The sequence below is a fragment of the Amycolatopsis sp. NPDC058278 genome, assembly GCF_042881395.1.
Taxonomy (GTDB): Bacteria; Actinomycetota; Actinomycetes; order Mycobacteriales; family Pseudonocardiaceae; genus Amycolatopsis.
In genome coordinates this window covers 1-13,660 of sequence record NZ_JBHVXZ010000186.1, presented here as the reverse complement: position 1 = coordinate 13,660, position 13,660 = coordinate 1, and the positions used below count along the sequence as shown (strand labels likewise).

Below are 13,660 nucleotides of genomic sequence, written 5' to 3'. Positions count from 1 at the left end.
CGCGTGATTGAAGCCGGAACTCGCGAGTTCCGGCTCCAATCACGCGAGTTCCGGCTTCCATCACGCGAGTTCCGCCCTTGATCACGTGAGTTTCGGGAGGGCGAAGCGGATTTGGCGGGCCAGGTCCGGGGTGAGGGTGGTGCAGGCCGCGTCGATTTCGGCCGCCAGGGCCGGGGACGGGGTGGTGTAGGTGGCCGTCGAGTGCTCCAGCCAGGCGCGGATGTCCTCGTGGGCGTCGGCGGCCAGGTCCGGGTCGCGCAGGAGGGTGAGGTCCGTGTGCAGGCGCCGCCAGGTGTCGCGGTCCCGGAGCAGGGCCGCGGCCGCCCGGCGCGTGTGGATCGGGTGCGCCGAGGACAGAAGGGCCTGCAGCGAAGCCGGGTCGACGAACTTCCCGCGCAGGAACGTCACCGCCTGACGGGTCACCGCCGGCGACGGGTCCGCCAGCAACGGCCGCACCGCCGGCGACTCCGGCGCGATCCGGCGCAGGCCGCGGACCGCCACCCCGCGGATTCGGGGACGCTCGTCGGCGAGGTGACGCTCCAGGAGCGGCGCGTCGGCGGCGGTCCCCGTTTCGCCGAGCCCCGCCAGCGCGCCGAACGAGACCGGCATCGCGCGGTAGTGCGCGGCCGGGTCGTCGCCCGTCTTCAGGACCAGCGCCTGCGCCATCGACCGGACCGCCGACGAGCGGTCCGCCAGGTGGGCCACGGCGGCTTCGGGGCCGAGCAGCGTCAACGCCCGCACCCGGACCTTCGGCGCCCCGGCCGCCAGCAGCTCCTCGACGCACTCGCCGCGGTCGAGCAGCACGGTGCCGCACATCGCGCGGACCACGAAGTCGTGGTCCCGCACCGCGATGTCGAGCAGCCGTTCGCGCGACAGGAGACCGATCGCCTCCGCGTGCACCCAGCGCCGGGTTTCCCGGTCCTCGAGCGCCAGCGCGTCGTCGAGCAGGTTCGGCAGGGCTTCGCGCAACAGCGAGGTCATCCAGTCGTCGACCTGACGTCGTCGCAGGATGCCGATCAGCGGCAGCATCGCCCGTAGCGTGGAGTCGTCCAGTTTGGACAGAACGATCGACCGTGCGAGCTCCCGGACCGGCCGCACCCAGTCGACACACCGGAGCAGGAGCAGCGGCAGTGCTTCGGGATCGGTGCTCACCGCCAGCCGCTCGACAGCGGCCTCGCGCGAATACCCGTTGCGGCCGCACGCGGTTTCGGCCAGTTCTTCCCGCGAAGGCCGGCGGCTGAGCCGTCTTTCACCGCGGTACCACGACGCTCGGCGGGCGGCCCACTCGAACTCGACCCACTGCCGCGCGTCTTCGTAAACGATCATCGGTATCCCCTCCGGCGCCCAGGATGCCCGGGCGCCGGAGGGGAGGCGAACCGATTTACGCCAGCAGCGCCCGCACCGCCGCCGGGGCGTCGGCGACCGCGACCGGGTTCTGCTCCCGCGTCGCCAGGCTGCGGACCGTGACGTTGCCCGCGGCCCAGTCCTCCTGGCCGATGATCACCACCGCGACCGCGCCCGCCTTGTCCGCGCGGGTCAGCTCCTTGCCCAGCTTGCGGTGCTCGATCGGCGTCGACGTCCGCAGCCCGGCCTGCCGCAGCGAGCCCGCCACCGACCGGGCCGCGTCCGCGAGGTCCTCGGTCACCGGGATCACCATGACGTCGACCTCGCTGCGCGGGGCCGGGGTCAGGCCGTGCGTGTCGAGGAAGTCGATCAGCGTCACGTCGCCCATGCCGAACCCGATGCCCGGGATCTGCTGCGGGGTGAACATCGACGCGAGGTCGCTGTAGCGGCCGCCGCCGAACAGCGCCCGGCGGTTCTCCGGCGAGGTGTCGAAGACCTCGAACACGGTCGACGTGTAGTACGCCAGCCCGCGCACGATCATCGGCTCGTACTTCACCAGCGAACCCGCGCCGCTGTTCAGGACGCGGACCAGGTTCGACTCCGCCCGCACCTCGGCCGGCAGCTCGTCGAGCAGCGCCTCGCCCGCGTCGAGCGTCTCGGCGAGCTTCTCGAACTGCTTGTCCGAGAGCCCGATTTCGCCGGCGCTCTCGGCCAGCTTCTCGCGCGGGTACTTCTCCCAGCGGTCGACCAGCGCGAACACCTGGGACAGGTGGTCCGCCGACACGCCGGCGACGTCGGTGAGCGCCGACGTCAGCAGGTTCCGGTCGTTGACACGCAGCACGAACATGTCCGGCGTCGCGCCCAGCGCGGCCATCATGTCGTGCACCAGCTCGAAGATCTCGATCTCGCAGTTGGCGCTGTCCGAGCCGAAGATGTCCGCGTTGATCTGCCAGTGCTCGCGGACGCGGCCGCGCTGCGGCGCCTCGTACCGGTGGCAGTTCGGGTGGCTGTACCAGCGGACCGGGAACGACAGCGACTTCGCGCTCCCGGCGATCATCCGCGCCACCGACGGCGTCATCTCCGGCCGCAGCGCCAGCCGCCGCCCGCCCTTGTCGGTCAGCGTGTACAGCTGCTTGTCGGCGAGCTCCTGGCCGGACTTCCGCTCGTAGATCTCGGCCGATTCGAGGATCGGGCCGTCGTAGCGGAGGAAGCCGCGGCGCTCCAGGACGTCGTAGAGATGACCGAACACCTGGGTACGCACGGACATTTCGGCGGGCAGGAAGTCCCGGGTCCCCTTGTAGGGCGCGGTCGGCAGGTATTCAGGCACGTCATCAGCTTAACGACCGGTGCTCAGGCGAAAGCGACCCCGTACGCCGTCAGCAGCGTGGCGGCGGCCAGGAACACCGCGCCCACGGACGTCACGCGCCCGCCGAGCTTGCCGCGGTTCGGGAGCAGGTGGAGGAAGAATCCACCCGATTGGGCGAGGATCCCGACCAGCAGCAGGAAGCAGGTGACCCACAACGCCGGGTCGGACAGCGTTGTGCGGCTGAGGATCTGCAGCGCGACCAGGGCGAGGACCAGCAGGACGCCGGCGTGCGCGTGGCCGGCGCGGAACATCGCGCGCTGGTGTTCGGTGAGCTTGCGGTCGCGCATGACGCCCATCAGCGCGTAGCCGCCGTACATCACGGTCGGCAGCGAGACCAGCGCGATCACCGTGAACAGCTGGGTCGGTCCGTGCATCGGGAGCTCCTTCGAGGTGGGGTAGCGCAACAGTAACACTGTTTTAAAACGCTGTCACCAAATTGGGTGTTCCCCGATCGGGGACCTAGGCGAGGCGGCCCTGGGCCAGCACCAGCAGCGGGTTGCGGAGCGCGGCCAGCGACGCGAGGGGGTCGCCTTCGACGACCAGGACGTCCGCCGCGAGGCCGGCTTCCAGCCGTCCGGTCACGTCAGCGAGTCCGAGCCCGGCCGCGCTGTCCTCGGTCGCGATCTCCAGGATCCGGCGCCGGGGGAAGCCGAGCCATTCGTACAGTTCCAGCGCGCCGACCGGGTCGTCGAACACCGAGCCGGGCAGGCCCGCGTCGGTCCCGGAAAGCAGCCGGACGCCGTGTTCCTCGAGCCACGGCAGCCGCCCGTACATCGCCTGCGCGACGTCGTCGCCGAGCTTCTCGACGATCACCCGCCAGTTGCGGCTGCTCGTCGAGCACGCCGAGATGCCGTCGGCGGCCATCCGCTCGGCTACCTCCGAGCGGCGGTCGAAGGAGCGAGGCCCGGTCAGGAAGCTGCAGTGCTCGACCGTCGACACCCCGGCCTCGACGGCGGCCTCGATCGCGTCGGCGCCGTGGGCGTGCGCGGCGACCGGCAGCCCGTGGCGCGCCGCGTGCTCGGTGACCACGCGCAGCTGCCGCGCGTCGAACTGCGACTCCCACATGTCCGCGCCGCCCTCGGTGATCTGGCCGCCGCTGGCCATCACCTTGATGACGTCGGCGCCCGCCGCCGCGTTGGCGTCGATCAGCGAGCGGATTTCGTCGTCGGAAGCCGTTTCACCGCCGAAAAAGTGGCAGTGGCCGCCCGGCACGGTGATCGGCGGGCCCGACACCAGCAGCCGCGGCGCGGGAGCACCCTCGAACGAGCGCCGGACGGCCGCGCCGAGGTGCCCGCGGTCGCCGAGGTCCCGCACGGTCGTGACGCCGCTGCGCAGCATCGCCGTGAGCCGCGAGCGCGCGCCCTCCAGGAGGTCTTCGCTTTCGGAGAAGCGGGCCAGCATCTCGCGTGAGGCGTCGAACGCCAGGTGCACGTGGACGTTGCACAGCCCGGCGAGCGCGGTCCCGGTGGGGAAGTCGTGCCGGGACGCGTCCGGCGCGGCCTGCGCGACGACGTCCGCGCGCGGACCGGCCGCGACGATGACGCCGTCGCGCACCAGCACGGCGCCGTCGTCGATCGGCGCGGAAGGCCGCGGCAGCACCCGGCCGGCGGTGATCAGGGTGTCCACGTCACTTCCCGTTCGTCATCGCGGCCGACAGCGCGAGCAGCGGCTGGACGTCGGATTCGAGGTCGTCCGCCCCGGCGGGCAGGACCTGCTTGGCGCGGCCGTCGCTGGCTTCACCGGCCGCGTGCCGCCGCAGCGCCGCCCGCAACGCGGCCGCGGCGGCCCCGGGATCGGTCGCGACGACCTCGCCGAAGTCCGCGTCCAGGTACGGCGACAGCTGCACCAGGCCGTCGCGGATCTCGATCACCCGGCGGTAGTGCCCGCGGTGGGTGCCCCGCGGGGACAGCCGGACGCCGCGGCGCGGCGCGGTCCGCAGCACGATGCTGGGGAACGCCTCGACCAGGACCGTCCACAAGGGACCCAGCGCCTCGTGCTCGCGCCGGTGCCGGCCGCGGCGTCGCAATGCCGAAACCCGCGCCCGCACCCCCGGGTAGGTGACGCCGGCGAGGAACAACACCCCGCCGACGATGACGAACGGCACGCCGAGCAGCAGCAGGATCTTCACGACCGGCCCGAAGACCCACGCCACCACGATGTACAGCGCGCGGAAGATGCTGCCGGCGGCTGCGCAGGCCATGCCGATCGCGCCCAGTCGCAGCCCGATCCGCAGGTTCCGGTCGGCCACCCGCAGGTACCGCACGATCCAGGCGGCGCAGGCGATGAGGCCGTAGATCAGGTACAGCCCGGCACCGAGGTAGAAGACCGCGACGCCGCTGTCGTGGATCGTCGAGGGCCCCAGCGGCAGGCCGCGCAGCTCCGGCCGCGTCAGGCCCATCGCGACGATCATCAGCGCGATCGCCGCCGCCAGCGGGACCAGTTCGGCCACCACCCGGCGGTACCGGCGGGGGCCCAGCGCCGAGCCGAGGAAGAAGATCACCAGCGCGCAGAGGCCGCACGCCAGCAGCGCGTTGTTCGCCACCCGCGCCGCACCCCGGCCCAGCAGCGCGTCCACTTCGCCGGAGACAACCGGTTGCTGCAGCAGGAACGCCGCGGCGAAGCCGGCCACGCACGCGGTGACGGCCCAGTTCGGCACCGTCGGCGCGCGCGTCACCTGGTAGATCCGCCACGCGAGCGCGGCGGAGAACAGCACGAGAGCTATCAAGTTGACCGGGCTGAACAGCGTGCTCACAACCACCCTTGGTGATCGCCGAGCGCCCCCTGGATCCGGCGGAGATCCCGGTCAGCGGCGCGCCGGGGGATCGTGTAGTTCAGGACCGACGCCCATTCGAGGATGATCGTCGCGACCGTTTCGGCTTCCCACTCGTGGGCGTCATCGTAGGACGAACGGCGCAGCGCGCGGTGTACGGCATCCGGGTCAAGATCGGGAGCCGGGCCGCGGAGGAAGTCGGCGGGCTCGGCGTCCCCGTGCGGGTGGTGGTCGGCCAGCATGTGCCCGAGCTCGTGCAGGATGATGTGGCCCTGGTGCGATTTCGTCGTCTCGGCCTGGTAGAAGATGTAGTCCGCGGCCGACGTCGCGATCCAGCAGCCGAACGGCCCCGGCACTTCGAGCGGGTACGCCAGCAGCCGGATCGGCTTCCCGCGCCGCTCGCCCAGCCGCGCGCACAGCACCTCGACGTCCAGCGGCGGCTCGATGTCCAGCTCCTTGAGCAGCTTCCGGCAGCGCCGGCGCAGCTCACGCTCCTTCATCGCACTGTGCTTCCCGGGCCCCGGCCCTCGCGGTCTTCCGGGTTCCGGCCCTCGCGTTCGGCCCGTTCGTAGCGCTCGACGAGCTCCAGCAGGTCCATCACCTGACGGCGGCCCTGCGGGGAAAGCTCCTGGGCGCGCATCGCCATCAGCTGGGCCTCACCCGCCGGTGCCGCGGACACCTCTTCGTCGAAGAAGTACGTCACCGGCACGCCGAACAGCTTCGCCAGCGCCTCGACGTAGTGGATCTTCGGGTTGACCCGCTTGCCCGTCGCGAGCTGCTGGATGTAAGCGGGTGACATCGCCGGACCGCCCGCCCGCTCGACGGCGGCCGAGATCTCCCGGTAGCTGTGCGGCGCGCGCCCGTCCACCCGGGCGGCCTCGATCAGGGCGCTCAGGCGCTCCGCGAAGGTGCGTTCCCGTGCCATCTCCACCCCCTGGGAATCCAGCCGCGAAAATTCTAGCCGGAAAGCCACTGTACGCATATGTTGACAGCCGTCGTATGCAGTGGTTTACAGTTGGCTCGCCTCTCGCCTGGCCCTCCGTGCCCTGGGGGTGCACGGAACGGCTCAGGCGAGAGGTTGTCGCGCCTTCGACTCGTCATGATCGGCCGTGTGTAGTACGCTTCACAGGCCAAGGTTGATCGCCCTCGGGCGAACCCTTGGTCACGGCCTGTTGCCGGAGGTCGACCCCCAGGGCTTCCGGTGACAGGCCCCTTTAATTTCCGGCCGTTCACGCCATCAGCGTGGCGGCCAGCGTGCCACCCAGTTCGGTGCAGGCCGCCAGCGTCTTTTTGTCCGGTTCGCCCGTGGTGATGACGGGTTCCGCCGCGGTGACCCACGCCAGGCCCGTCGTGATGGCCAGCAGCTGCCGTTCCGTGCCCGAAGTGTCGCTGTTGCCGTGGATCCAGTACCCGAACGGGCGACCTCGCGTCTCGTCCAGGCACGGGTAGTAGATCGTGTCGAAGAAGTGCTTGAGCGCGCCGCTCATGCTGCCGAGGTTCGCCGGCGTGCCCAGCAGGTAGCCGTCCGCCTCGAGCACGTCGGTGACGGTGGCCGCCAGCGCCGCGCGGCGGACCACCTCCACCCCCTCGATGTCCGGGTGCGTCGCCCCGGCCAGGACCGCCTCGAACAGCGCCTGCGTCGACGGCGACGGCGTGTGGTGCACGATCAGCAGCCTCGGCATCAGGTGAGCAGCTCCTCGACGTCGGCCCGCAACGCCGTCAACCGTTCCTGCGCCGCACCACGCGCGTCGGCCAGTTCGTCCGTCACCGGCGCCACCACCTGCAGGTACGCCTTCAGCTTCGGTTCGGTCCCGGACGGCCGCACGACCACGCGCACGCCGTCACCGGTCAGGCGCACCACGTCGGCGTCCGGCAGCAGGTCTTCGAGGCCGACTTCGACGCCGCCGAGCCGGGACGGCGGCGTCTCCCGCACCTTCGCCATCAGCCGGCCGCGAACCGCCAGATCGGTGACCCGCAGCGAAACCTGGTCGGTCAGGTGGACGCCGTGGCGCCGCGCCAGCTCGTCGAGCACGTCCAGCGGCGTGCGGCCCTGCGCCTTGAGCTGCGCGGCGAGCCCGGCCGCCAGCGTCGCGGCGGCGATGCCGTCCTTGTCGCGCACGAAGCCCGGGTTCACGCACAGCCCGAGCGCCTCTTCGTAGGCGAACACCAGGTCCTCGCCGGCCCGGACGAGCCACTTGAAGCCGGTCAGCGTCTCGGCGTAGCGGGCCCCTTCGGCCTTCGCGATTTCGCCGAGCATCGACGACGACACGATCGTGGTCGCCACCAGTGGGTCCGGCAGGACCGTGCGGTCCACTGTGGACAAGACGTACGAGCCGAGCAGCACGCCGGTCTCGTCGCCGCGCAGCATGCGCCACCGCCCGTCCCGGTCCCGCACGCCGAGCGCGCACCGGTCGGCGTCCGGGTCGAGCGCGACGGCCAAGTCGGCGTCCACATCGGACGCCAGCGCCAGCAGCAGGTCCGTCGCGCCCGGTTCTTCGGGGTTCGGGAACGACACGGTCGGGAAGTCCGGGTCCGGCGCGGCTTGGGCGCCGACCAGGTGCAGGTCGGTGAACCCGGCCCGCTCGAACGCCGCGCGCAGCGTGTCGGCGCCGACGCCGTGCAACGCCGTCGCGGCGACCCGCACCGCGCGCTCGTGGCCCAGCGGCAGCGTCGCGACCTCGTCGAGGTAGCGGTCCAGCAGGTCGGTGACCTCGGCGCCGGGCGCCCGCGGCACGTCGGCGGCGGGCGGCGCGGCCTCGATGGCACGCTCGATCTCGCCGTCGGACGGCGGGACGATCTGCCCGCCGGTCGCGTCGTAGAGCTTGTACCCGTTGTCCGCCGGGGGATTGTGCGACGCGGTGATCTGGATCCCGGCCACCGCGCCGAGCCGGCCGACGGCGAACGCGAGCACCGGCGTCGGCAGCGGACGGGGGAACACCTTGACGTCGAAGCCGGCCGCGGTCAGCACCTCGGCGGCGGCCGTCGCGAAGGCTTCCGAGCCGTGCCGCGCGTCGCGGCCGACGACGACCAGCGCGCCGGCGTGCCCGTGCGCCTTCAGCCACTCCGCGACCCCGGCCGTCGTCCGGGTGACGACGGCGACGTTCATGCCGTTCGGCCCGGCGCGCACCGGGCCGCGCAGGCCGGCGGTGCCGAACTCCAGCGGGCCGGCCAGCCGGTCGGCCAGGTCTTCGGCGGCACCGGGTTCGCCGCCGTCCGCCCGGGCCAGCACGGCTTCCAGTTCGGCACGGGTGCCGGCGTCGGGGTCGGCGGCGATCCAGCGGGAAGCGGCGTCACGCAGGGCGGAATCTGATGTCACCGCGTCAGCCTACGGGCTAAGGTCGGGTAGGTGCGCTTACTGTTCACCTCACTGGGGTCCTTCGGTCATACCTTCCCGCTCGTCCCGCTGGCGGTCGCCGCACGCGACGCGGGCCACGACGTCGTCTTCGCCACCTCGGAAGACTTCCTGCCACAGCTGACGAAAGCCGGGCTCGAGACGGCGGCCGCCGGGCCCGCCATCAAGGACGCGTTCGGGCAGGCGTTCGGCGAGACGTTCGGCGAAGCGGGGCCGCCCGGCCCGCCGGGGGACATCCCGCGGGAGGTGCTGTTCCCGGTCGTCGCGAAGGTGTTCGGCGAGCTGATGCCGAAGCGGTTCGTCGCCGACCTGCTGCCGCTGTTCGAGCACGTCCGGCCCGATCTGGTGGTCAGCGAGGCGGGCAACTCGGGCGGGGCGTTCGCCGCGCTGAAGGCCGGGCTCCCGGTGGTGGCGCACGGTTTCGGCCGGGTGTCGACCGGCGACCCGATGACCACGAAGATCCGGGACGCGATCCGCTCGCACGCCGCCGAACTGGGGATCGAGATGGGCGAAGACCTGGCGTTCGGCGGTCCCTTCGTCGACATCTGCCCGGAGTCGGTGCAGGACCGGGACTTCCTGGCGCGCACCCGCCGGGTGCCGCTGCGCCCGGTCGGCTGGAGCGAGCCGGGCGAGCTGCCGCCGGGCGTGCTGGACAAGCGGCGTCCGCTGGTCTACCTGACGCTGGGCACGGCGATGGGGCACGCGGGCGTGCTCACCGAGGCGGTCGCCGGACTGTCCGGTTTGGACGTCGACGTCCTGGTCGCCACCGGCCCGTCGCTGCCCGAGGACGCGCTGGGCGAAGTCCCGGCGAACGTCCGGCTCGAGGCGTGGGTCCCGCAGGCGGCGCTGCTCCCGCACGTGGACCTGGTGGTCCACCACGGCGGCAGCGGCACGACGCTCGGCGCGTTCGGCGCGGCCCTCCCGCAGCTGCTGCTGCCGCAGGGAGCGGACCAGTTCACCAACGCGGAGGCGGTGCTGGCGGCCGGCGTGGGCGACCGCCTGCTCGGCGCCGAGGTCACGGCCGAAGCCGTCGCGGCGAAAGCGCGTCACCTGCTCACGGACACCTCGGTCCGCGACGCGGCCCGCCGGCTCGCCGACGAGGTGGCGGCCATGCCGTCCCCGGCCGAGGTGGCCGCCGAACTGCCCACCCTGGTCTGAGTTCCGGCTCCGATCACGCGAGTTCCGGCTTGGATCACGCGAGTTCCGGCTTGGATCACGCGAGTTCCGGCTTGGATCACGCACTCACGTGATCCAAGCCGGAAGCCGGTCAGGCGCGGGTGACCAGTTCCCGCAGCAGGGAGCCCATCTTCGTGGCCGCGGCGCGGCCGGCTTCCAGGACTTCTTCGTGGTTCAGGGGTTCGCCGGTCATGCCCGCGGCCAGGTTCGTCACCAGGGACAGGCCGAAGACCTCGATGCCGGCCGCGCGGGCGGCGATCGCCTCCAGCACCGTCGACATGCCGACCAGGTCCGCGCCCAGCGTGCGCAGCATCCGGATTTCCGCCGGCGTCTCGAAGTGCGGCCCCACCAGGCCCGCGTAGACGCCTTCCTCGAGCGACGGGTCGATCTCGCGGGCGACCTCACGCAGCCGCGCCGAGTACAGGTCCGTCAGGTCGACGAAGTTCGCGCCGACGATCGGGGAGCGCGCGGTCAGGTTCAGGTGGTCGGAGATCAGCACCGGCTGGCCCACCTGGAAGCCCTCGCGCAGGCCGCCCGCGGCGTTCGTCAGCAGCACCGACCGGACGCCGGCCGCCGCCGCGGTGCGCACGTTGTGCACCACCTGGTCGACGCCCTTGCCCTCGTAGAAGTGCGTCCGGCCCAGCATCACCAGGACGTTCTTGCCGCCGACCTTCAGCGAGCGGATGGTGCCGCCGTGGCCCACCGCGCCGGGCGTGGTGAAACCGGGCAGTTCGGCGAACGGGATCTCCGTTTCGCACTCCCCGATGACGTCCGCCGCCGGGCGCCAGCCCGACCCCAGGACCACCGCGATGTCGTGCGCGTCCACGCCGGTGCGCTTGGCGATGGCGCTCGCGGCTTCGTGTTCACTCATGCGAGGGAGCGTATCCGGACGCTCCTCACCACCAGGAACACCACCAGCCCGAACGGCGAGAGGAAGATCGTCAGCACCAGGACCGGGCTGACGATCCACGGCGAGATCTCCAGCGTGCGAGCCTCGAAGTACATCCACCGCGCGACGAACAGGTCGAACGCGATGAGGTGCGCCCAGACGAGCCCGGCGCCCCACGGCGTGGCCAGCAGCGTCTGCAGGACGCCGAGGTCGGGCCGCAGCATCGCCCGCCCCCACTCGCCGAAGTGCGGCAGCACGAGCCCGAAGTAGCACACCAGCGGCAGCAGCGGCACCCACGGCGACGCCATGATCCGCGCCGTCCAACGCCACTTCGGGGCCAGGACCAGCAGCGCCCAGAACGGCGCCGCCAGCGGAAACGCCCAGGTGAACAGCGTCATCGAACCGCCTTCCGTTCCGGCGCGCGGACGACGGCCAGCGCACCCAGCCCGACCGCCGCGATCAGCAGCGCGAACGCGCCCAGTGTCGTCGCGTCCGGGTGCGCGATCGACTGCGCCCGCAGCGCCTGCCACGTGACCAGCGCGATCAGCCCCGCGTACCCGGCCGCCCCGACCAGGACGAGCCGGGCGCGGACGACGTCGTCCCGCAGCCGCGAGAAGCGCGGGGCCAGCGCCGCCAGCGCGATGGCGAGCAGCGGCAGCGCCTGCAGTGCGTGCATGCCGACGAAGTGCGGGATCCGCAGGTCGCCCGCCACGGTGCTCCAGCCGAGGACCGGCAGGCCGGGGCCGCCGTCGGCCAGCCCGACGGTGTGCGCGCCGACCATGGACGGCCGTCCACCGGTCTTCCACTGCGCGAGCTGCTGCGCGGTCGGGTTCGTCATCAGGATGCCCAGGGAAATCCCGGCCAGGGAGAGCACGGCCCCGGTACGGACCGCCCACGAGCTCGCCCGGTCGGGCACCTTCGTGAACATCACCAGGATCGTCAGCACGAGCGTGGTGGCCCACAGTCCCATGATCATCTTGCCCATGACGTCGTAGATCAGCGCGTCCTGCGGTGTCGCGTTGTTGAAGTGGCTCGCGCGGCCGCGGGCCGCCTGGAACACCAGCAGGACGTACTCGGCGGCGAAGATGAGGACCAGGAGGTTCGTCAGCCGGGCCGCCGTGCGCCGGAACCGCGGCAGCAGCGAGACGAGCCAGCTCCAGGTGGCGAAGTAGAGCGCGCCGGACACCGCGAACTTGAACGGCTTCGCCCAGATCGGCGCACCCGCGAGAGTCCGCTGGTCGAGGAGCATGGCGGCGACGCACAGCACCGCCAGGACCCCCAGTGCGACGGCCGCGAGCGCGGACGGCCGGTGCCACGTGTGCGTTCTGCTCCGGAGATCGGCAAGGATGGTCATGGTTCCTCCCATAACGGATAGTAAAACTCTCCGTTATGGGAAGCTAAACTATCCATGCTGAGAAGTCTTCAGGGTTGTCCCCGAGACGGACCCCGGGATCGGAGCGGAAACGCATGCGGATGGCCGAGCTGAGCGCCGAGTCCGGGGTGCCGGTCGCGACCGTCAAGTTCTACCTGCGCGAGGGCCTGCTCCCAGCCGGCGAGCGCACCAGCCCGAACCAGGCGCGGTACTCCGCCGCGCACGTCCAGCGGCTGCGGCTGATCAGGGCGCTCACCGAAGTCGGCGGGCTGCCGCTGGCCTCGGTCGGTGTCGTGCTGAGCGCGATCGACGGCGACGAGACCCCGCACCGGACGATGGGCGTCGTCCAGCAGGAGCTGGCCGGGCCGACGCCCAAGGTGTCCGACGAGGCCGCCGAGTGGGCGGCCGGCCTGCTCGCGGACCTCATCCACCGCCGAGGCTGGAAGGCGCACCCGCCGGAGCACCGCGCGATGGCCAACCTCGTCGCGGCGCTGGCGACGGCCAAGGAGCTGGGCCAGGAGAACCTGGCCGGACGCCTCGAGGAGTACGCCGGCCTGGCGATGCGCGCCGCGGAGCTCGACGTCGAATCGGTGAAGGGCCTGACGTCGTTCGACGAGATCATCGAGACCGGGCTGGTCGCGACCGTGCTCGGCGACCGGATCTTCGCCGGCCTGCGCCACCTCGCCCAGGAACAGGTGTCCCGCGAGATCCTCGGCGGCTAGTCCGAGACGCTCAGGGTGGGGGCGACGCGGTTGAAGACGTCCTCACGGCCCGAGTTCTCCTGCTCCGCCGGCACGGTGACCGAGAGGATCCACAGGCTCGTGCCCGCCTGGACCAGGTTCATGAACGTCACCCGGGTGCCGCCGGCGCCGTCGCGGTCGGGGAGGTTGCCGCCCTCGGTCAGGCGGTACGTCAGCGTCGAGCCCTTGCCGCCCGGCAGCGGTGTCGGATCGTAGAGCTGGAAGGTGTTGGCCGGGTAGGACCCCTTCAGCCAGGCGATGTACTCGCCGTCGTCGGGGAACTGGGCGAAGTACTTCACCAGCCGCTCCACCCGCAGCGACCGGCGGCCGTCGGGGGAGACGTACTGGACCGCCGTGCTCGCCCCGAACTTCGTCGTCGTGTGCGGGGCGACGAACTTCTGCCAGCCCTCCGGCACCTGGAGGCCGAACTGACCGCCGTTGCCGGTCGCGAAGCTCGCGTCGCCGGACTGCTGCACCAGCGTCGGCGGCGGCACGTCGGTCGGGCCGTTCGACGTGCCCCGCGGCGCGGCGGCCGGCGGCAGCAGCGACTCGCCGCCGACCGCCCTGGCCAGCGCGAACCCGCCACCCGCGGCGAGGAGGAAGAGCAGGATCGCCACCGCGACGAGCACCGCGGAGGCCGTGGAGCTGCGC

General features: G+C 72.0%; 14 protein-coding genes and 1 pseudogene. 2 read left to right on the top strand and 13 right to left on the bottom strand.

Features of this window, described 5'->3' with window-relative positions:
- Positions 1–81: 81 nt before the first annotated feature.
- The 9 genes from ACFVYA_RS46735 to ACFVYA_RS46695 form a co-directional block, all read right to left on the bottom strand.
- Complete coding sequence (locus tag ACFVYA_RS46735; protein ID WP_387054655.1) at positions 82–1,326, bottom strand: HEAT repeat domain-containing protein; 1,245 nt, start codon at positions 1,324–1,326, stop codon at positions 82–84.
- A gap of 55 nt (positions 1,327–1,381) precedes the next feature.
- A complete protein-coding gene (gene hisS / locus ACFVYA_RS46730) occupies positions 1,382–2,671 on the bottom strand; it encodes a histidine--tRNA ligase (RefSeq protein ID WP_387054653.1) in 1,290 nt (429 codons plus the stop codon).
- 23 nt (positions 2,672–2,694) lie between these two features.
- Positions 2,695–3,084 (bottom strand): hypothetical protein, encoded by a 390-nt coding sequence (locus ACFVYA_RS46725; RefSeq protein WP_387054651.1) that lies wholly within the window; start codon positions 3,082–3,084, stop codon positions 2,695–2,697.
- 85 nt (positions 3,085–3,169) lie between these two features.
- Entirely contained in the window at positions 3,170–4,336 is a 1,167-nt protein-coding gene (locus ACFVYA_RS46720) for an amidohydrolase family protein (RefSeq protein ID WP_387054649.1), read from the bottom strand.
- A gap of 1 nt (position 4,337) precedes the next feature.
- Positions 4,338–5,462, bottom strand: a complete 1,125-nt coding sequence (locus ACFVYA_RS46715) for an MAB_1171c family putative transporter (RefSeq protein WP_387054647.1) — start codon at positions 5,460–5,462, stop codon at positions 4,338–4,340.
- Entirely contained in the window at positions 5,459–5,980 is a 522-nt protein-coding gene (locus ACFVYA_RS46710; RefSeq protein ID WP_387054645.1) for a hypothetical protein, read from the bottom strand. The genes ACFVYA_RS46715 and ACFVYA_RS46710 overlap by 4 nt, the downstream gene beginning before the upstream one ends.
- The gene (locus tag ACFVYA_RS46705; RefSeq protein WP_387054643.1) at positions 5,977–6,405 is read right to left on the bottom strand and encodes an XRE family transcriptional regulator; all 429 of its coding nucleotides are present in this window, start codon (positions 6,403–6,405) and stop codon (positions 5,977–5,979) included. Before ACFVYA_RS46705 ends, ACFVYA_RS46710 begins: the two co-directional genes overlap by 4 nt.
- Before the next feature lie 304 nt (positions 6,406–6,709).
- Positions 6,710–7,162 (bottom strand): flavodoxin family protein, encoded by a 453-nt coding sequence (locus ACFVYA_RS46700; RefSeq protein WP_387054642.1) that lies wholly within the window; start codon positions 7,160–7,162, stop codon positions 6,710–6,712.
- The gene (locus tag ACFVYA_RS46695) at positions 7,162–8,796 is read right to left on the bottom strand and encodes a phospho-sugar mutase (protein WP_387054640.1); all 1,635 of its coding nucleotides are present in this window, start codon (positions 8,794–8,796) and stop codon (positions 7,162–7,164) included. Before ACFVYA_RS46695 ends, ACFVYA_RS46700 begins: the two co-directional genes overlap by 1 nt.
- A 30-nt stretch (positions 8,797–8,826) precedes the next feature.
- Between ACFVYA_RS46695 and ACFVYA_RS46690 the strand changes: the two genes are divergently transcribed.
- On the top strand, positions 8,827–9,990 hold the full coding sequence (locus tag ACFVYA_RS46690) for a glycosyltransferase (RefSeq protein ID WP_387054638.1): 1,164 nt from the start codon (positions 8,827–8,829) through the stop codon (positions 9,988–9,990).
- A gap of 109 nt (positions 9,991–10,099) precedes the next feature.
- Here ACFVYA_RS46690 and ACFVYA_RS46685 read toward each other — a convergent pair whose 3' ends face one another.
- The 3 genes from ACFVYA_RS46685 to ACFVYA_RS46675 are packed head-to-tail and all read right to left on the bottom strand — an operon-like array spanning position 10,100 to position 12,251.
- Positions 10,100–10,879 carry a purine-nucleoside phosphorylase gene (locus tag ACFVYA_RS46685; RefSeq protein WP_387054636.1) on the bottom strand — a complete coding sequence of 260 codons (780 nt, stop codon included), beginning with the start codon at positions 10,877–10,879 and terminating at the stop codon, positions 10,100–10,102.
- Positions 10,876–11,295 (bottom strand): ABA4-like family protein, encoded by a 420-nt coding sequence (locus tag ACFVYA_RS46680; protein ID WP_285988283.1) that lies wholly within the window; start codon positions 11,293–11,295, stop codon positions 10,876–10,878. Before ACFVYA_RS46680 ends, ACFVYA_RS46685 begins: the two co-directional genes overlap by 4 nt.
- Positions 11,292–12,251 (bottom strand): hypothetical protein, encoded by a 960-nt coding sequence (locus ACFVYA_RS46675; RefSeq protein ID WP_387054633.1) that lies wholly within the window; start codon positions 12,249–12,251, stop codon positions 11,292–11,294. The genes ACFVYA_RS46680 and ACFVYA_RS46675 overlap by 4 nt, the downstream gene beginning before the upstream one ends.
- Positions 12,252–12,370: 119 nt before the next feature.
- Here ACFVYA_RS46675 and ACFVYA_RS46670 point away from each other — a divergent pair, with 119 nt between their 5' ends.
- A complete protein-coding gene (locus ACFVYA_RS46670) occupies positions 12,371–12,991 on the top strand; it encodes a MerR family transcriptional regulator (protein ID WP_387054631.1) in 621 nt (206 codons plus the stop codon).
- Here ACFVYA_RS46670 and ACFVYA_RS46665 read toward each other — a convergent pair.
- Positions 12,988–13,660: pseudogene (locus ACFVYA_RS46665) on the bottom strand (serine/threonine protein kinase); the annotation flags it as partial. The gene ACFVYA_RS46670 and the pseudogene ACFVYA_RS46665 sit on opposite strands and share 4 nt — an antisense overlap.